Source organism: Akkermansia muciniphila, from assembly GCF_002884975.1.
GTDB lineage: Bacteria > Verrucomicrobiota > Verrucomicrobiia > Verrucomicrobiales > Akkermansiaceae > Akkermansia > Akkermansia muciniphila_C.
Genome location: NZ_PJKB01000002.1, coordinates 866,768 through 884,919, shown reverse-complemented (window position 1 = coordinate 884,919; position 18,152 = coordinate 866,768). Strand labels below are relative to the sequence as shown.

General features: G+C 58.2%; 15 protein-coding genes. 8 read left to right on the top strand and 7 right to left on the bottom strand.

Features of this window, described 5'->3' with window-relative positions; genetic code table 11:
• Positions 1-43 precede the first annotated feature (43 nt).
• The 3 genes from CXU21_RS09855 to CXU21_RS09845 form a co-directional block, all read right to left on the bottom strand.
• Positions 44-487 (bottom strand): hypothetical protein, encoded by a 444-nt coding sequence (locus CXU21_RS09855; RefSeq protein ID WP_146016801.1) that lies wholly within the window; start codon positions 485-487, stop codon positions 44-46.
• Positions 488-625: 138 nt separating this feature from the next.
• The gene (gene recG / locus CXU21_RS09850) at positions 626-2,692 is read right to left on the bottom strand and encodes an ATP-dependent DNA helicase RecG (protein ID WP_180972763.1); all 2,067 of its coding nucleotides are present in this window, start codon (positions 2,690-2,692) and stop codon (positions 626-628) included.
• Between the two features lie 46 nt (positions 2,693-2,738).
• Positions 2,739-3,410, bottom strand: a complete 672-nt coding sequence (locus CXU21_RS09845) for a peptidoglycan recognition protein family protein (protein WP_102715430.1) — start codon at positions 3,408-3,410, stop codon at positions 2,739-2,741.
• Between the two features lie 252 nt (positions 3,411-3,662).
• Between CXU21_RS09845 and CXU21_RS09840 the strand changes: the two genes are divergently transcribed.
• The 4 genes from CXU21_RS09840 to CXU21_RS09820 all read left to right on the top strand — a co-directional run bounded on the left by CXU21_RS09840 (position 3,663) and on the right by CXU21_RS09820 (position 11,731).
• The gene (locus tag CXU21_RS09840) at positions 3,663-5,489 is read left to right on the top strand and encodes a phosphoenolpyruvate carboxykinase (GTP) (protein WP_102725891.1); all 1,827 of its coding nucleotides are present in this window, start codon (positions 3,663-3,665) and stop codon (positions 5,487-5,489) included.
• A gap of 686 nt (positions 5,490-6,175) precedes the next feature.
• Positions 6,176-7,225: a carbohydrate-binding family 9-like protein gene (locus tag CXU21_RS09830; RefSeq protein WP_102725889.1), complete on the top strand. Its 1,050-nt coding sequence runs from the start codon at positions 6,176-6,178 to the stop codon at positions 7,223-7,225.
• Positions 7,226-7,250: 25 nt separating this feature from the next.
• Positions 7,251-10,658 carry an alpha-amylase family protein gene (locus CXU21_RS09825; RefSeq protein WP_146017046.1) on the top strand — a complete coding sequence of 1,136 codons (3,408 nt, stop codon included), beginning with the start codon at positions 7,251-7,253 and terminating at the stop codon, positions 10,656-10,658.
• A 2-nt stretch (positions 10,659-10,660) separates the two neighbouring features.
• Positions 10,661-11,731 carry a hypothetical protein gene (locus CXU21_RS09820; protein ID WP_102725887.1) on the top strand — a complete coding sequence of 357 codons (1,071 nt, stop codon included), beginning with the start codon at positions 10,661-10,663 and terminating at the stop codon, positions 11,729-11,731.
• 113 nt (positions 11,732-11,844) lie between these two features.
• On the opposite strand, the gene acpS is transcribed toward CXU21_RS09820, so the two are convergent.
• From acpS to purH, 3 genes are read right to left on the bottom strand one after another with little or no spacing between them, the layout of a single operon-like run.
• The gene (acpS, locus tag CXU21_RS09815; RefSeq protein WP_219723176.1) at positions 11,845-12,246 is read right to left on the bottom strand and encodes a holo-ACP synthase; all 402 of its coding nucleotides are present in this window, start codon (positions 12,244-12,246) and stop codon (positions 11,845-11,847) included.
• A gap of 37 nt (positions 12,247-12,283) precedes the next feature.
• A complete protein-coding gene (locus CXU21_RS09810) occupies positions 12,284-13,024 on the bottom strand; it encodes a pyridoxine 5'-phosphate synthase (protein WP_102725886.1) in 741 nt (246 codons plus the stop codon).
• Between the two features lie 39 nt (positions 13,025-13,063).
• Positions 13,064-14,611 (bottom strand): bifunctional phosphoribosylaminoimidazolecarboxamide formyltransferase/IMP cyclohydrolase, encoded by a 1,548-nt coding sequence (gene purH / locus CXU21_RS09805; protein WP_102715418.1) that lies wholly within the window; start codon positions 14,609-14,611, stop codon positions 13,064-13,066.
• 245 nt (positions 14,612-14,856) lie between these two features.
• Here purH and rplI point away from each other — a divergent pair, with 245 nt between their 5' ends.
• The 4 genes from rplI to CXU21_RS09785 all read left to right on the top strand — a co-directional run bounded on the left by rplI (position 14,857) and on the right by CXU21_RS09785 (position 17,816).
• Positions 14,857-15,312 carry a 50S ribosomal protein L9 gene (gene rplI / locus CXU21_RS09800; protein ID WP_102715416.1) on the top strand — a complete coding sequence of 152 codons (456 nt, stop codon included), beginning with the start codon at positions 14,857-14,859 and terminating at the stop codon, positions 15,310-15,312.
• A 175-nt stretch (positions 15,313-15,487) separates the two neighbouring features.
• Complete coding sequence (locus CXU21_RS09795; protein WP_102715414.1) at positions 15,488-16,480, top strand: magnesium transporter CorA family protein; 993 nt, start codon at positions 15,488-15,490, stop codon at positions 16,478-16,480.
• A gap of 64 nt (positions 16,481-16,544) precedes the next feature.
• On the top strand, positions 16,545-17,438 hold the full coding sequence (gene argB / locus CXU21_RS09790) for an acetylglutamate kinase (protein ID WP_102725885.1): 894 nt from the start codon (positions 16,545-16,547) through the stop codon (positions 17,436-17,438).
• A 12-nt stretch (positions 17,439-17,450) separates the two neighbouring features.
• Positions 17,451-17,816, top strand: coding sequence for a lipocalin family protein (locus CXU21_RS09785; RefSeq protein ID WP_102725884.1), 366 nt, complete (start codon positions 17,451-17,453; stop codon positions 17,814-17,816).
• 15 nt (positions 17,817-17,831) lie between these two features.
• Here the strand turns inward: CXU21_RS09785 and CXU21_RS09780 are convergent, their stop codons facing one another.
• Entirely contained in the window at positions 17,832-18,116 is a 285-nt protein-coding gene (locus tag CXU21_RS09780; RefSeq protein ID WP_102715408.1) for a hypothetical protein, read from the bottom strand.
• Between the last annotated feature and the right edge of the window lie 36 nt (positions 18,117-18,152).

Below are 18,152 nucleotides of genomic sequence, written 5' to 3'. Positions count from 1 at the left end.
CAAGGGCGGCCTTACCAGTTAAAGGTCTTTACAAACTGGTCACTTAGTCTTCCACAATTTGTTCCACAGACGTAATCGTTTCCACCACTTCAATGTTGGCGGCGTCAGCGAAGTTGTTCACGGCCTTGAGCAGGGCGGGCGTCATGAGCTTGTCCTTCTGAATGCGTTCGCAATTTTCCAGCATATTCACGATGGTATCCTGGGCGTCACCGTTCATCTTGGTGATTTTGATGGCCTGTTCGGAATTAAGCTTCATTTTTTCCATGGCCTTGTCCAGCTGCTTGGCCTGTTCGGTCAGGGCATTGATCTGCTTGATGGCGATGTCAACCGCCGCATTGTCCTTCACGTCATCCAGAACCTTGTTGGCGGATGAAATGAGGTCGATATTTTGCTTAACCATCTGCACGGGATCGGCAGCGTTCTGAGCAATGGCGGAGGCGGAGCATACGATGGCCACCACGGGGAGTATTTGGTACGTTTGAATCATTGTTTTATCGGTGTTCGGGTTAAAGAGGAGTCATCCTCTTTGCCTCTTTAGATTCATTCCAAGACGGAATCCGTTGCACTCCGTATCTGTCATACATCCCCTAACTGCTGACTGTCAGCACGCCACAGGCAGACAATATTATCCCGTCACACGCCTTTCCTCCCCGTTTTCCAGCAAAAAACGGAGCGGGCGGTACTTGGCGGACTCCAGATCGGGGTCTTCCTCCAGAATGGCCTCCGCCAATTCCCTCCCGCGGTGGATCAGGCGCGCGTCCAGCAGCCATTCCTCAAATCGCACGCCCTTCAGGCCGCTCTGGGAAGTTCCCAGCACGTCTCCGGGACCACGGAGCTTCAAATCCTGTTCCGCCAGGTCAAAACCATTGGCCGTGGTCTCCACAATATGCAGCTTCTCCCATTGTTCATCCTCCGGACGGGTCTCCGTCATCAGAATGCAGTAGGACTTGTGCCCCCCACGGCCTATGCGCCCGCGGAGCTGGTGAAGCTGGGAAAGCCCGAAACTCTCCGCATTATTGATAATCATGACCGTAGCGTTCGGCACATCCACCCCCACCTCCACCACCGTGGTGGCTACCAGCACGCTGATGCGGTTGGCGCGGAAATCCTTCATGACTGCCTCCTTTTCCTCGGAGGACATCCTGCCGTGCAGCAGCCCCACATCCACCCGGGGCAGAAGCGCCTTCCATTCGTCCAGCTCCTTTGTCACGGCCCTGCCCTTCCGGGATTCCTCCCCGTCAATGAGGGGGGAAACCACGTAAATCTGCCGTCCCTCCTCCAGCTGGCTCCGGACGAACGCCACCACCTTCTCCTTATCCTTTTCCGTGCGGATGGCCGTCACCACGGGGCCGCGGCCCCCGGGAACGCCGTCCAGGATGGAGACGTCCAGATCCCCGTAAAAGGTCAGCGTCAGCGTGCGCGGAATGGGAGTGGCGGTCATCACCAGCACGTCCGGCCGCTCTTTCCGGTCAATCAGCTTTTCCCGCTGGTTCACGCCGAATTTGTGCTGTTCGTCTATCACGACCAGCCCCACGCGTTCCGGAACGTTCTTCCCGTACAGCAGCGCGTGCGTTCCTACCACAATCCCCCCCTGCTTTCCGAAGGATACGTGGGATTCCTCCTTCCTGTCCGCCGTCACTAGGGACACGGGAACGTCCAGCTTGTCCAGCATCTGCCGGAACTTCAAGTAATGCTGCTCCGCCAGAATCTGGGTGGGGGCCATCATTACGGCGGAATATCCGTGTTCCACGGCCAGCAGCATCGCGCACAGGGCCACCAGCGTCTTTCCGGACCCCACATCCCCCTGCAGCAGGCGGTTCATGGAACGGGGAGCCTTCATGTCCCGGTAAATCTCCCTCACGCAGCGCTTCTGCGCTTCCGTCAGCTCAAACGGCAGGGAATCCGCCAGGTCCTTCACCAGATGGCTGGAACCCGCGGTCTGCATGCCGGGCACCGCCTCCGCGCGCCGCCTACGGTATGCCACGTTCAACTGCTGGGCCAGGCATTCCTCCAGCGCAAAGCGCCTTCTGGTCCGGTCCCGCGCCTCCACGGATTCCGGAAAATGAAGGTCCTTCAGCGCCGTCTTGCACGGAATGTCCGGCACAAACTCGTAAATCTCCGGTTCCGGAGCCGGGGAAAGCCGGGCCAGCGCCTCCCACACGATTTCCCGCAGCCTCCGCACGGCAATCCCCATGCGGCCGCTGTATACGGGAACAATGCGGTTCAAATGAATGGACTGGTCATCACCCTCCCGGATGAGTTCAAAATCCGGGTGGACGATGCTCAGCTTTTTCCCGTACAGCTTCATGCGGCCGTACACGATCATCTCCTGCCCGGCGCACAGCATCCTGGCCACGCCCGGCATGCTGAACCACAGGCAGGAAAAACGGGCGCGCCCCAGGGATTGCTCATCCTCCAGCACGGCTTCCACATACCGTCCGCGGCCCTTGCCGCCCTTTCCACCCCAGCCTTTCCAGCCTACGTCCACCACCCGGCCCCTCAGGCAGACGGGAGCGCCGGAAGACAGGGAATCATAACGGTCAAACATGCGGCGGTCCTCATACCTGCGCGGCAGCGTGAACAGCAAATCCCGCACCGTGGCCATTCCCGCAGCCTGCATGGCCGCCAGCTCCCTGGGACGGATGAAGGCGCACTCCTCCAGGGGAGACGTTAAAAGCAGCTCTCCGGCCATGGCTCCAGGCGTATTCCTCGCAGATCGCATCATGCGCGCGCCTCCGTCAGAGCGCCGCGGCGGGACGGGTTTCTAGGCAGCGCCTGTAATAATCCACGCGGGAGACGAACCAGCTCCACTTATGCCCCGGGCGGCCGTTGGTCAGCAGCGGGGCCGGGCAGTTCTTGCCCGTCCAGTAATAATGGGGCACCACATTGCGGAGGGGGATGTTGTACTGCTTCATCAGCACCGCCGTCAGCTTGGCGGAGCGGTTCCAGGTGACGATAGGGTTGTGGCTTCTTACCTCCCCCATCTCAATCCCGATGGAATACATGTCTCCGGGGCCGCCGCGGTCCGCATGCCGCCCCGTCTCATTCAGAGGAATATGCTGGATGGCCCGGTACTGGTCCACCGTAAAATGCCAGTTCAGGGAGCCCATGGCACCCCTTTTCAGCGCCCGGGCGTGCGCCGCGGCGTCTCCCGTGGGGTTGGCCGTGCTGTGGATGGTGATAAAGCGCGGGCGCATGGAATGGGCCGCACGGCGCGGGCGGGAACGCGGGGACATGAAATCACGGCTGATATGCACCTCCCGGGACATCTGGGACATGGTGCGCGGCACGGGGGGGGCGTTCTGAATCTTGAAGCTGACGGCGGGCGGGCGGGAGGCATCCGAACATGCCGCCAGCAGGGCCGGCAGCACCAGAAACACCGCATTTGCCATCAACTTTCTAACATTCATGATTCTTCCCTAGACTATAGCGCGCGGGCTGGCAAGCAGATTTCCAGTCAAAACAGGCTTTTTTCTTCTTCCGGGAACACAACAACAGGGAAAAAACAGCGCCCCGGGAACGCTCCCGCCCGGAGCGCCCCGTATTCCGGACAACGCCTTCCCCTGCACCGGGTTTCCCCTCCCGGAGCAACAAAACGGCCCCATAAAAAGCCGCACGGGAGACTTGCCAACGGCCATTTCCGTGCATACACTATTTGCACCATGAGTACCACTCACGAAGCAGCTAAGAAGTGGGTCGAAGAAATCGCCCAGCTTTGCCAACCCGACTCCATCTATTGGTGCAACGGCTCTCAGGAAGAAAATGATGAGCTTTGCAACATGATGGTAGAAAAGGGCACCTTTATCAAACTGAACCCCGAGAAGCGCCCTGGATGCTTCCTCGCCCGTTCCACCCCCTCCGATGTGGCCCGTGTGGAAGACCGCACGTTCATCTGCAGCGAGAAGGAAGAAGACGCCGGCCCGACCAACCACTGGGCTGATCCCGTTGAAATGAAGACCAAGCTGAAGGGCTTCTTCAAGGGCTGCATGAAGGGCCGTACCATGTACGTGATTCCCTTCTGCATGGGTCCCCTGGACTCCCCCCTGGCCAAGATCGGCATTGAAATCACGGACTCCCCCTACGTCGTGGTCAACATGCGCATCATGACCAAGATGGGCGAACAAGTTCTCAAGCGCCTGGAAGACGAAGTCAAGGGCGGCGGCAACCCCAAGCGCGACGGCTACGGAACCTTCGTTCCCTGCCTCCACACCGTGGGAGCCCCGCTTGCAGACGGCCAGATCGACGTGCCGTGGCCCTGCAACGAAGAAAAATACATCTGCCACTTCCCGGAAACGGAAGAAATCTGGTCCTTCGGTTCCGGTTACGGCGGCAACGCCCTGCTCGGCAAGAAGTGCCTGGCCCTGCGCATCGCCTCCGCCATCGCCCGCAAGAACAAGTGGATGGCTGAACACATGCTCCTCCTGGGCATTGAATCCCCGGACGGCACGAAGGCTTATGTCGGCGGCGCATTCCCGTCCGCCTGCGGCAAGACCAACCTGGCCATGCTCGTTCCCCCCGCCTCCTACCGTGAAGCCGGCTGGAAGACCTCCATCATCGGTGACGACATCGCCTGGATCTGGCCCCATGAAGACGGCACCTTCCACGCCATCAACCCGGAAAACGGCTACTTCGGCGTGGCTCCCGGCACGTCCTACAAGACGAACCCGATCGCCATGGACACCATCAAGGAAAACGTCATCTTCACCAACGTCGGCCTGACCGACGACGGCGACGTCTGGTGGGAAGGCATGGACGGCCCCGCTCCCGCCCACGCCATCGACTGGCAGGGCAATGACTGGACCCCGGACTGCGGCCGCAAGTGCGCTCACCCGAACGCCCGCTTCACCGCTCCCGCCGCCCAGTGCCCGACGATCGACCCCGAATGGCAGAACCCGGAAGGCGTTTCCCTTTCCGCTATCCTGTTCGGCGGCCGCCGCGCCACCACCATGCCCCTCGTCTTCCAGTCCCGCGACTGGACGCACGGCGTATACGTCGGCGCTACGATGGGTTCCGAAATGACCGCCGCCGCCTTCGGCAACATCGGCCAGGTCCGCCGCGACCCGATGGCCATGCTTCCCTTCATCGGCTACAACGTGGGCGACTACTGGCAGCATTGGCTGGACATGGGCAAGACCGTTGCCAATCCTCCGCTGATCTTCAACGTGAACTGGTTCCGCAAGGACAAGGACGGCAACTTCATCTGGCCGGGCTTTGGCGACAACATGCGCGTCCTCGACTGGATCCTCCGCCGCGCCAAGGGCAAGGCTGAAGGCCAGAAGACCGTGCTGGGCGTCTCCCCAACCTACGACGAACTGGACAAGACCGGCATCGACTACAGCGAAGAACAGTTCAACGCCAACATGGCTCTCAACCCGAGCGAATGGAAAGCTGAACTGGAAAGCCAGACCGAACTGTTCGACAAGGTGGGCAAAAAGCTCCCGGCCGAACTGGAAGAACAGCGCCAGATCCTCATCAAGAGCTTCTCCTAAGCGGAACTCCTGACTGAGCGTCAACTCAACAGCAGAGGCTGTCCCATCCGCGGGACAGCCTCTTTTTTATTCCCCCGCATCTTCTCCAAACACGCTCATGGAGCGCCGCGCGCCCTTGCGGCAATTGGCATAAACAGGGAGCTTACAAAAAGAAGTGGAATTTGAATGACGGGACGCTGCACGTACGAATCCTGAAGCTCAGGAAGATGCCGGGGGATTCACCCATGCGGCCAGCTCACTCTTACGGCATGGTCAAAAATCTCCAACAGCCATCGGATACCGATTAAAAGATCGTGGAAATCCGTGTCCTTTCCATGTTATGGGTACGTGGAAAATGAAGGGCTTAAAGAGTTGTAATGATACTGCATGAATAGAAAAACAAAAATCGTTTTCTTCCTGAGTAAAATATTCAGCAATTTTGTGGGTTGCAGCTTTATTTTTACTTGAACCGCTATTTTTATTCCGGGTTCTTCTGAAAGAAAGAAATCGAAAAACGGGTATAGTAAGAATATGTCCAACCGTGTGTTTTGATGGAATTTTATGGCCGCGGCATGTGTTGCTGGGTCATTCCCGGCATGATGCCGCGGCCACTTATCCCTCCGCATTCATCCGGGACGGCTTGCATAGTACCCGGTTCAATAGGGTCATGATATATAAGGAAACGGCATTTCAAGGATGTTAAAGAGATGAAATTAAGCTTCATTATATTGAGCCTGGTCAGCGGACTGGCATTCTCCGCCCCTCCCCGCGAGCTTTCCTTTTATGTCGTCAGCCCGGTTGAGGGAAAAGCTCCGGTAATCGACGGCAGCCTGAACGAGCCAGCCTGGGAAAAAGCGGCCGTATTCCGTCATTATTATGTTTACAATTGCGCGGAACCTATTCCGGAAAAACTCAAGACGGAATTCCGCATGCTGTATGATGAGAAAGGAATTTACCTGGGCATCATCAACTTCGAGGAGCACCCGGAAAAATTGCGGAAGATCATTACTGACTTTGACAACTCCGCCATCTGGACCGACGACTGCGCCGAAATCTTTTTCGATGCCAGGGCCAATGGAATAAGCTACCATTGTTTCAAGGTCAATTGCATCGGAACGCGCGCCGATTTCCGCCGCCGGGACGCCGCCGTTTATCAGAATGACTGGAGCGGCACCGACTGGACCGCCCGGACCTCCACCGGCAAGGACCGCTGGACGATTGAAGCGTTTTTCCCCTGGAGCGACCTGCCCGCCAAAGCGGAAATGTCCGATATCTGGATGTTCTGCCATGTCCGTTATGCCTACTCCGGCGGAAATTTTGCCGGAGCCACCAGTTCGGTGCTGGGCGGATATTCAAGCCCGCGCAACTTCGGCTATATTTACTTCAAGGGAGCAAATGACACTGTTTCGCCGGAAAAGATATCCGCCCTGCTGTCGCGTTCCACGGAAGAGCCATGGTGCGCCATGGCTGGCAACACCCTGATCCTGCGAGATAAAGGTAAAAGTGTCCTTACGGAACCCGGCCAGGTGAAGAACAATGAATTCGCGGAAATTGAAAAGCTATCAGCCGAACTGGCACGGGCCTGCGGGAAATCCGCTTTTAAAAAGTACCGGGAAGAACTGGATGCGATCAACCTTGAATGCCGTGTTCTGGAGAAAGAAAAAACCACGGTCAGCGGATTAAGACGTCTTTACGTCCTGAAAGAGCGCTGCCGGGCGCTCAAATGGAAAATTGCCCTGGAAGAAAGCCTGAATTAACTCAAAAAAGAAAGACCATCCATTGATGAAACCATTCCCACTGTTGCTCTGCATCCTGCTGGCGGGCCTTGTTGCTCCCGTATTCGGCAAACTGGACGGCACTTACATGAATGAGGCCGGAATGACCCTGAAAACGCCCCATGCCGCATGGGATGAAAAAGGAGAGCTTCCCCATAAGAAAATACTTTTTATCATGCAGCAAACGGCCTCGCGAGAGATCATTGAGCTGGTCCAGCGTTTCCCGGGCTTTAAGTATGAAGTGGTTCTCACAGCCAATGAACATAGCATCGGAGCGGATGATATTTACAGCAATCCGATCGCGGGGCTGAGCACCGCCGACAAACTTCAGGAACTGGATGCCAAACTGGCAAAGGATTATGATCTGGTGGTCATGGCAAATGTCGATTTTGCGGTCCTGCCGGATGAACAGAAATTCCGCCTGATGTCGATGGTGCGGAACGGAACCGGCCTGGTCCGGATTCAATCCGGCGAACCCTGGTCAGAACTTAAGAAACTGCCTTATAAAAAACCGTACGCCCAGCCGTTGCCCCGGCCGGAATGGGTTGCCGGAAGCAACAGCCTTCCCGGAACCAGGCCTAAAAACTTTGAATCGCGTATTTTCAACGCCTGGCAATTCGGCAATGGCCGGATCGTCGAAGTCGATTACGGCGCGGGCTACCGGCCAGGAGTGGGGCTGACGCCGTATTTCAACTACACCACGGACTGGTTCTTTCTCTATGAAACGTCCCAGGCTTTTCTGGCCCAGGTGCTCTATTACGCCAGCGGAATAGAACTGCCGGCATTCTCAGTACGGCAGGACAACGGCAAATTTGCCGTGACCTCTCCGGAAAAAACCGTTGCCGAGGGCCGTATCCGGCAGCCGGATAATTCCGTTATCCGGAACAGCCTTGATTTCACGAACCTTCCGGCGGGCAGATATACCGCAGACGTATTGGTCCGCCGGAATGGCGCGCTGGTCAACTTCGGCGCCTTTCCCTTTACGGTGGAATCCGCTTTCGGGGACGTATCAGTGGAAACGCCCAGGCTGGTGCAGGACCGCGGCCCCTTCTCCGTCACGTTGAAACTGGCTTCGCCCGCGCAGGACGGTTATTCCGCCAAAGTGGAGCTGATGGACGCACCCTACCGCAATGTATGGTTCAGCAAGACCCTTCCTTTGGAAGCCGGAAAAAAAGAGCTTTCATTCGGCCTTGAAAATTACCGGATGCCGACCATCGGCGGTTATCTGCGCTGCACCGTTTACGATGCCCGGGGCAACGCGGCCCATGCGGAAAACCCGGTGATTTTCCCGGATTATTCCCTGGAGGATTATCTCCAGCTTACCTGGGGCCAGGTTGGCTGCACCTTCAACCCGGCCTTCGGAGAACGGATCATCGACCGCCTCGGCTGGAACGTATCACTGCAATTTTTCACCAAGGGAGATATTGAAAACGCCCTGCGGAACGAAAAACTGTGTCCGTACATCTGCCGGATCGGAATGGAAGCTGGGCCGAACAATGAAACCAGGGTATTGCGCAAGCTATGGTCCGAACAGAAAGAAAACATGGAGCAGCTGGGTACGTTGAACGGTGACGAATCATTCTACCATCCATTGGTCCGGAAGCTTTGGAGCGACGATCTGCGACGCCAGGCAGAGTACCTGAAAGACCTGAGCCCTGTGCTGTACAACCTGGGCGACGAGAATTTTTACACCTACGACGCCGGGTTCGGAGAATCGGATAAACAGCCGTTCTCCGATTTCCTGCGGGAGAAGTACCAGACCATTGAAAACCTGAACCTTGAATACGACGCCTCCTACTCCGGTTTCGGGGAAGTGCCCCACCTCCGGCTGGACGCGGCCAAAAAAGCGGGGAATCTGGTCGCCTACAATGACCACCGGGAATATATTGAAAAAATGTACGTGGACATGCATCATTTCCTGGCGGCGGAAATCAAAAAGGTTCATCCCGGAGCCCGGGTAGGCGCGGAAGGCTCCCCTCCCGGCAACCTTGAAGAAATGATTAAGGGGCTGGACTTCTGGGGCCCTTACAGCGGCATGCAGGAGAACGAGGCATTGCGCGCATTCGGCGCGGACCGGGTCCGGACCATCTGGTGGGGAGGGTATTGCTCGGAGCGTTCATCCTATCCGTACAAACTTTGGGAACACCTGCTGCAGGGAGCGATCAACGGCCACGCCTGGTTCCTGATCAACCCCGCCTTGGGAGAAACCAGCCATTCCGGCGATCTCTCCGAGGCGGAATACCTGCGCCAGTACATGCCCTATCTTGATGACTTGAACTACGGCCTCGCACAGCTGCTGATCAAAACCCCGTTTCCGGATACCGGCATCCTCTTCTACTACAGCCACACCTCCAATTCCGCCGCCCAGGCGGACAGCCGCTGCGTCAAGCCGGACGCCAGCATGAATCCGCTGCTCCGGTATTGCTACCAGCGCGGGCTGGGCTTCAATTTCGTCTCGCCAAATACCCTGGAACGCCTGAAAAACGCACGGCTCCTCTTCCTCTGCGGAGCTTCCTCCCTGAGCGACAAAGAGTGCGCGGCCATTCTGGATTTCGTCAAATCCGGCGGCACCGTACTGGCTGACGCCAATATCGCGCTCCTGAATGAAAACCTGAAAAAACGTCCCCGGAACCCCTTGAGCGAACTTTTCGGGAACCTGACGTTCGACCAGGCGAAAGAGCTCGAAATCCAGCCTTATGAAAGCACAAGCGGAGCCCTGGCCCTGGCGGGAGAAAAGGCGCATGCGGTCCACGGCAATCCGGGCCTGCAACTCCGCAAGGCCGGCAAAGGAAACGCCATCCTGCTGAATGCCTCCCTCTCCGTTCTGGAAAATAATTCCCTGCCCGGCTCCTCCCTGAACACGTTCCTTGACCAGGTGGTGAAAAACGCCGGAGTCCGTCCTCTGGCCGTCATCCCCGATTTCAGCGACACCCTGATGGTCCGTCCGCGGCAGGCCGGAGAATTCGAACTGCTGGGCGCCCTCGGCCAGGAAAAGGACCTCGGCAAATCATTCACCGCTAAATTGCCGGAAGAAAAATACATCTATGAATGCCGCAAAGGACTGGTGGGGAAATCAGACAAGCTTGTCTTTAAATTCTCCAATGCGCCGTTCCGCTGCTTTGCCCTGTTTGACCGGGAGCAGCAGCCGCCCGTGGTAACCGCTCCGGCCCAGGTGGCCAAAGGCGCCCGGGCCCTGCTTAAGATTTCCGGACCGGCCAATCCCCGGGAACGCGCGTACCGGATTACGGTAACGGCCCCGGACGGCAGGGAAATTCTGCACCGCAGCAAAACCATTTACGGCAAGACGGAATATCCGCTGGATTTCGCCTTTAACGATCTTCCCGGCGCATACCGCATCACCATTGAAGACGCGGCTACAGGCCTGAATACCCAACACGAAATAGAGGTAAAATAATCATGCAGAAACTCGCCCTGACCGTACTGGCCGGATTGTGCACCACACTGCTGTACGCCGCCCCCTCCATTGAAAAGAAAGAAGAGAAACTTGACTGCAAGGGAACTCCCGTCCTTGTGACCCGCCATACCGTCAACCTTGGCAACGGAAAAATCAATTACCACACCGTTACCAATCCCAATGACAACAAGCCGGTTCAGCAGGAATGGGGGGATTTCAGATTCGGCATCGAATATTGGAGGAACCCCAATACTCCCGGAAGCTGGAGTCCCGTCAATTTCCTTGCCGTGATCGGCAAGGACGGCAAAACACTGCTGGACCGGAAAGTCGCGGAAAAAATTGACACTGTGGAAAACGGCAAGATGGAAATGGCCGTCTTCACGTTCCGTCCGGAAAACAGTGTTCTGGACGTCAGGATAGCGCAGTTCAAGGACCGCCCGGACTGGCTGTTCGTCAAGGTCAGTTATCCCGGACAACTGTATGAAGTCTGGGCGTCGCCGGTTCACGGTTACGGGAAGCCGGAACTGAAGTCGCAATTCGCCCTGAAAGAAGGGGACGGGGAAAAACCATGCGGAAAGCCGGACTGGATTCTGACGAAAACAACCGGGGGAAACGGGGTGATGAACTTCAACCGCTATGCTTACAAGGAGTTCGGCACTTTCATCGTTTTTGAGAAAGAATCCCTCCGCCAGATCCGGATTCATGGAGATGATATCAAATTTGAGCTGAAACCGGAGTCGGACAGCTTCAGTTTCGCCATAAGTTATTTCAAAGACCGGAACCCGGAGGAGGTGCGCCCGGAATTCTTCAACGTGACGGTTCCGGAAGTGGAAAGCTTCCTGAAGTCCATCAATTGGAACCCGGTCCCCGACGGGAAGACGTTTTCAGAGCTTGCGGATGAAACCCGGAAAAATATCTCCATCCTGAAAGGGGATGGCGGCCATGCGACGGACTACGAAAAGAAAGTAAAAGAACTGGAAACCGATTTTGCCGAAGCGCCGAGTTTTGAAATTCTGGGCGCCCTCCGCAAACTGAATGCGGAGATCATCAAGAAGAATCTTGAGAACCTGTAGGAACACGGTGTTCATCGGCGCCGCTGGCAAGGCATCCTGTAGAAATTTCTGAGGAGCAGGGCCGGATATGTTCCAGCCGGCCTTGGTTCAGGGAAAACGGCGATTCTGAAGCGTCAGGAAAATTCCGGGGCTTCGGCAAGGGCGATGACGGTGGCGGCGGCGCTCAGGCGGGAATGGGTCATGGTCAGGAACCAGCCCGTGACGCCCTGCTCCCGGGCCGTCACCCCGGCAGTGCCGTGCAGCAGGATGGAGGGAGCGCCCGCATCATTGCGCACCACTTCCACCTCCGTGAAGGAGCATTTCTCGCCTATTCCCGTTCCCAGGGCCTTCGCCACGGCCTCCTTGGCCGCAAACCGGGCCGCCAGGCGCGGCACGGGGTCCGCATGCTTCCGGCAGTAGGCCCATTCATCCGGGGTGCAGATGCGCAGGGCAAACGCCTCCCCGTTTTTCTGGAGGGCCTGGCGCACGCGGTCCAGGTCGATCAAATCCATTCCCAATCCTGCAATGCGGCTCATGTTCCTGCAACCGGGGATTAAAGTTGAAACGGGAACATCAGCTCAGGCGGTCGATCGCCTGGCGCATTTCCCTCACGGCCTGCTCCATCCCCACAAAAAGGGCGCGGGCTACGATCGTATGGCCGATGTTCAGCTCATGCAGGTAAGGCACGCCGTCCATCAGCTGTTCCAGATTCTGGTAGTTGATGCCATGGCCCGCATTCACCTGGATGCCCAGGGAGTGGGCCAGCTCCGCGGCGCGTTTCAAACGGGCCAGCTCCGCCGTGCGTTCCTTCCCCGCGTGGTTGGCAAAACATCCGGTATGAAGCTCAATCATGGGCGCGCCCAGACGGGCTGCGGCGTCCACCTGGGCCAGCTCCGGATCAATGAACAGGCTCACCTGAATGCCGTTGTCAGCCATTCTCTCCATGGTGGGGGCCAGTTCCTTTTCATGAAAAACGGCGTCCAGGCCGCCTTCCGTAGTGATTTCCTCCCGCTTTTCCGGAACCATGCAGACATAATCCGGCTTCAGCCGAAGGGCAAAGTCCACCATCTCCGGGGTATTCCCCATCTCCAGGTTCAGGGGAAGGGCCACGCTCTCCCGGACGCTCAGGGCGTCCGCATCCTGCATGTGGCGGCGGTCGCCCCGGACGTGGAGGGTGATGGAATCCGCCCCGCCCCTTTGCGCCGCGTAGGCGGCGTCCAAAACGCTCGGCTCCACGTTGAAGGAATCAAGCATGGTCGCATAGCGGGCCTGCCTCAGCGTGGCGATGTGGTCTATATTTACACCTAGCAACATATCGGTTTTAAGACAAGGGGACGGGGCCGATCATTCAAATTAATGGAGGAAATGGCGGTGGCCCGTGAACACCATGGCGATGCCCGCGGCGTCCGCGGCGGCGATCACTTCCTCGTCCCGGATGGAACCGCCGGGCTGGATGCAGGCGGTGGCTCCGGCGTCAATGGCTACCTGGAGGCCGTCCGCGAACGGGAACATGGCGTCTGACGCCACCACGCTGCCCTTCAGGTCCAGGCCGGCCTGCCCGGCCTTCCAGACGGCAATGCGGGCGGAGTCCACGCGGCTCATCTGTCCGGCGCCGATGCCCAGCGTGCGGTCCGTGCCGCCAAAGACGATGGCGTTGGAATGCACCTGCTTCACGACGCGCCAGTTGAAACGCATGGCGGTAAGTTCTTCTTCCGTCGGGGGGCGCTTGGTCACCACCTTGGCTTCCAGATTGTCCAGGCCCATCACGTCCGTATCCCGCTTCATGGTCATGAAGCCGCCGGGAGCGGAGCGGATGATGGGTTCCAGGCGGGCCTTCATCCAGGCTTCCGTGTTCATGCGGATGATGCGGCAGTTCTTCTTTTTCTGAAGGATGGCGCGGGCTTCCGCATCGTATTCCGGAGCAATGATCACATCCGTGAAAATGGCGCTCAGCACGCGGGCCAGGCCTTCCGTCATCGGACGGTTGACCACGATCACGCCGCCGAAGGGGGCCTGCGTGTCCGTTTCAAAGGCTTTCTGCCAGGCGTTGCGCAGGTCTTCATCATCCTGGCCCACGCCGCAGGGATTCGTGTGCTTCAGAATGCCCACCGTCGGGCGGCGGAACTGGGTAATCAGCTCGGCGGCGCCTTCAATGTCCAGCACGTTCGTGTAGGAAAGTTCCTTGCCCTGGAGCTGGTGGAAAATATCCCCGAAGCTGCCGTACAGGCTGGATTCCTGGTGGGGGTTGTCCCCATAGCGCAGTTCCTGGTACAGGGGCGCGCAGATGCAGAAGCTGCCCTTGGTGCTTTCCGCGCTCTGGTGGCCCAGGTAGTTGGTGATGGCGTTGTCGTAATTGGAGGTGCGCATGAACACCTTCACCGCCAGGTTTTCACGGGTCTTCAGGGTCGTGTCCCCCTTGTGCGTCTGCATTTCATCCAGAATGCGCGGATAGTCCGCAGGGTCGGAAACCACCGTGACGGAGGCGTAGTTCTTGGAGGCGGAGCGGAGCATGGACGGGCCGCCGATATCGATCTTTTCAATGGCTTCCTCCAGCGTGACGCCGGGCCTGGCGACGGTTTCCTCAAAGGGGTACAGGTTTACGCAGACCAGGTCAATGGGCTTGATGCCGTTTTCCTTCGCCTGGCGCACATGCTCCTCATTGTCGCGGCGGTGCAGCAGGCCGCCGTGCACCATGGGATGCAGGGTCTTCAGGCGCCCCTCAAACAATTCCGGTTCTCCGGTATAGTCGGAAATCTCAATCACCGGAAGGCCCAGGCCTTTCAGGAAAGCGGCGGTGCCGCCGGTGGAAATAAGCTCTACTCCAAACTCGTGCAGGCCCTTGGCAAACTCCTCCAGGCCAGTCTTGTCGGAAACGGATATCAATGCGCGCTGAATAGCCATAAGATCAAATATCTGTAATGTACCCGCGGGCGAACCCTCCTCTCTGGGAGCGAACGCGATAAATGCGGTTCCTTTCCCTACATACTACCGCCGCGTGAAGCAAGCGCAATGTCACCTATCATGACAGCCGGGGGGATTTTTTACTCCCAAAACATAAAAAAACGCCCTTTTTATCGCTCTTGTCTTGACATTCGGGCGAATACTTACTACTTCAACCGCTCACAAATAACCATTTCTTTTTAGCCATGGCAACGATGGAAGTAATTCTCGCAACAAAAATTGAAGGACTCGGCGCGGAAGCCGACCTGGTGACCGTTAAGGCTGGCTATGGCCGCAACTACCTCATTCCCAAGGGCCTGGCCCACGAAGCAACGGCCTCCAACCGCCGTTTCATCGCCAATCTTCAGGCCGCCCGCGCCAAGCGTGAAGCGGAAGAGCTCAGCGCCGCGCAGGAAGTGGCCGCTAAGATCAACGGACTGACGGTGGACCTCGTCCTTGAAGTGGGCCAGGGCGGCAAGGCATTCGGTGCCATCACCAACCAGAACATTCATGATGCCCTGACCGCTCAGGGCGTGGAAGTGGACCGCCGCGCGATTGAGCTTGAAAAGCCGATCAAGAGCGAAGGCGAACACGAAGTTTCCATCAAGGTGCATCCCCAGGTGGAAGCCACGCTCAAGGTGATCGTCAAGGAAAACGCCTAAGCGGCGCGCATACCTTTCTTTTTTCCGGCAGGCCCGGTTCCCACCTTGGGAACCGGGCCTCTTTTTGTCACCCTTTTTACTTCCCTTCCCTGTACAAACAAGGCATCATACCCGCGTTGGGTGTCACTCGACATCATGCACGGAATCGTTCCACCCCCTAACCGACATTAACGGCATGATTCGACTTTATCGTCAAACCCCGGAAGGCATTGAGCGCACCACCCAGGTGGATGCGGCGGAACAGAACTTGGACTCCGTCTTCTGGATTGACCTCCTTACCCCTGAACCGGCGGAAATCAAGTTTGTGGAACGCCTCTGCGGGCTGGAAATGCCAACCTACGACGAGATGCGGGAAATTGAGGCCACCAGCCGCCTGTACACGGAGGACGGCGCCCGCTTCATGACCACCACGGTGCTTAGCCGCGTGGATACGGAGTCCCCCTCCCTGTCGGAAATCACCTTCGTCCTCATGGGGGCCAAGATCATCACCATCCGCCATTCGGACTCCTACTCCTTCCGCGTCTTCTCCCACCAGCTCCTGCGCCAGAAGCAGATCAGCAGGGACCAGGTTTTCACCGGCCTGCTGGAAACCATCGTGGACCGCCAGGCAGACGTGCTGGAACGCTTCGGCGCGGAACTGGACCGCCTTTCCAAAAACATCTTCCGCAGGGATGAACCGGAGGGTAAAGCCGGCAAGCGCGCCCCCGTCTCCAGCGCCCTGCGCCTCATCCTCCAGGACCTGGGGCGCGTGGGTGACCTGCTCACCCGCCAGCGGGACTGCCTGGTGAACCTTCTGCGCCTGCTCACGTACGCCAGCAATGAAGAGGCCCTGGACGACACCAACTCCACCCTGTACATCAAGCTGCGCCCGCTGAGCCGTGACGTCACCTCCCTCTCGGAATACGCCAACTTCCTTTCCAGCAACGTGAACTTCATGCTGGACGCCGTTCTGGGCCTCATCAACATTGAGCAGAACGAAATCGTGAAAATCTTCACCGTGGCGGCCGTGGTCTTCATGCCCCCCACCCTCATCGCCAGCATTTACGGGATGAACTTCTCCCACATGCCCGGCCTGGAAAACGAATACGGGTACTACATCTCCCTGGCGGTCATGCTCGTTTCCATCATCCTTCCCCTGGTTTATTTCAGGAACAGGCGCCTGCTTTGAACGGCCCCTCCCGCGGATTCCCACCCTCTTTCTCTCTTAACCATTCCTACGTTTCATTACTGACATGGACTCCAAAATCACCCGCCTGATTGAACAGGCCTCCGTCATCGTCGGCGCACTGCCCTACCTCCAGGCCTACCGGGACAAGACATTCCTCATCAAATTCGGCGGCAGCGCCATGGACGACGCGCGCCTGGTCAAGAAGCTCATGCGGGACATCGTCCTGCTGGAAGCCCTGGGCTTCAATCCCGTGATTGTCCACGGCGGCGGCAAGGCCATCTCCAAGACCATGGCGGAAGCCGGGCTGGAAGCCCGCTTCGTCAACGGCCTGCGCGTCACGACGCCAGAGGCCATCTCCATCGTGGAACGCACCCTCTCCGGAACCATCAATCCGGGCCTGGTCCAGATGTTCCGCGACTACGGAGGCAAGGGCGTGGGCATTCCCGGCACGGAAATCTTCGTGGGGGAACGCATCCAGGAAAAGGATGAACAGGGCAACCCCGTGGACATCGGGGAAGTAGGCAACGTCATCGGCTGCCTGACGGACCGCATCACGGAAGCGCTGGAACTCCAGATCACCCCCATCGTCTCCCCGCTGGCCAAGGAGCTGGGCACCCACAAGCCGCTCAACGTGAACGCGGACCTGGCGGCGGCAGCCCTCGCCAAGGAACTCAAGCCGGTCAAGCTCATCTACATTTCAGACGTGCCCGGCATCATGAAGGACCCCTCAGACCCTTCCACCCTCATCAAATCCATCACGCGCACGGAAGCCCTGGACCTGATTGAAGACGGCACCGTTTCCGGCGGCATGATTCCCAAAATCCATTCCGCCATTGACGCCCTGAACGCGGGCGTGCGCAAGGTGCACTTCATTGACGGCCGCCTGCCCCATACCCTGCTGCTGGAAATCTTCACTCCGGACGGCATCGGCACGGAGGTCATCAGGGAACAGCGCTGACCACCCACCGCCATGCGCCTTTTCCCGCTTCTTCCGGCCCTCTCCCTGCTGGCGGCCTCCTGCTCCATGCAGCCCACTCCCGCCAGCCTCTCCGGCTGCTGGACCCAGCCCATTCCCGGACAGCCGCAGCAGGTGCAGGGCATGGCGCTCATGCCGGACGGGCGCGCCGGCTCCATCAACATGCACACGCTCCTTTACACGGGCTGGAAACTGGACGGCAACCGGCTGATCCTGACGGGAAAAAGCATAGGCAACGGAAGCTCCTCCCTCTTCACCGCAACCTCCACCATTGACAGCCTTAGCAGAACCCGGCTGATCCTGAATACGGACGGAAACCGGGAGGCCTACACCCGGACGCTCCATTGCGCGGAGCAATAACGGGTACGCCTCCTCCTATTCCTCCTCCAGCAGGGATTTGTTGGCCGCCTTCGCCAGCTCGCAATTCGGGCACTTGTCAATCAGGCGGTCCATCAGGGCTTCAATGCGGGCGTCTTTCGCCATCAACTGCTCGTCCTTTTTCTTGAGCAGGTTCAGCGTATAATTCACGGCAATCGTCAGAACGCCCAGGCCGCCGATGGCCCCGGCGGAGGAAACAGCCGCATCCGCGGAAATATTGCCCAGGATTGTCGAACATCCGCCTATGGAAAACAGGCACTTAGCTATGGAAAAATTCATCATGGGTTCCGTCTAGCAAATCACGGACCGGACCGCATC

Coding starts and splice junctions, on each gene's coding strand:
- CXU21_RS09855 (WP_146016801.1), bottom strand. CDS start 487: ATGATTCAAACGTACCAAATACTCCCCGTGGTGGCCATCGTATGCTCC.
- recG (WP_180972763.1), bottom strand. CDS start 2,692: ATGGCCGGAGAGCTGCTTTTAACGTCTCCCCTGGAGGAGTGCGCCTTC.
- CXU21_RS09845 (WP_102715430.1), bottom strand. CDS start 3,410: ATGAATGTTAGAAAGTTGATGGCAAATGCGGTGTTTCTGGTGCTGCCG.
- CXU21_RS09840 (WP_102725891.1), top strand. CDS start 3,663: ATGAGTACCACTCACGAAGCAGCTAAGAAGTGGGTCGAAGAAATCGCC.
- CXU21_RS09830 (WP_102725889.1), top strand. CDS start 6,176: ATGAAATTAAGCTTCATTATATTGAGCCTGGTCAGCGGACTGGCATTC.
- CXU21_RS09825 (WP_146017046.1), top strand. CDS start 7,251: ATGAAACCATTCCCACTGTTGCTCTGCATCCTGCTGGCGGGCCTTGTT.
- CXU21_RS09820 (WP_102725887.1), top strand. CDS start 10,661: ATGCAGAAACTCGCCCTGACCGTACTGGCCGGATTGTGCACCACACTG.
- acpS (WP_219723176.1), bottom strand. CDS start 12,246: ATGAGCCGCATTGCAGGATTGGGAATGGATTTGATCGACCTGGACCGC.
- CXU21_RS09810 (WP_102725886.1), bottom strand. CDS start 13,024: ATGTTGCTAGGTGTAAATATAGACCACATCGCCACGCTGAGGCAGGCC.
- purH (WP_102715418.1), bottom strand. CDS start 14,611: ATGGCTATTCAGCGCGCATTGATATCCGTTTCCGACAAGACTGGCCTG.
- rplI (WP_102715416.1), top strand. CDS start 14,857: ATGGCAACGATGGAAGTAATTCTCGCAACAAAAATTGAAGGACTCGGC.
- CXU21_RS09795 (WP_102715414.1), top strand. CDS start 15,488: ATGATTCGACTTTATCGTCAAACCCCGGAAGGCATTGAGCGCACCACC.
- argB (WP_102725885.1), top strand. CDS start 16,545: ATGGACTCCAAAATCACCCGCCTGATTGAACAGGCCTCCGTCATCGTC.
- CXU21_RS09785 (WP_102725884.1), top strand. CDS start 17,451: ATGCGCCTTTTCCCGCTTCTTCCGGCCCTCTCCCTGCTGGCGGCCTCC.
- CXU21_RS09780 (WP_102715408.1), bottom strand. CDS start 18,116: ATGATGAATTTTTCCATAGCTAAGTGCCTGTTTTCCATAGGCGGATGT.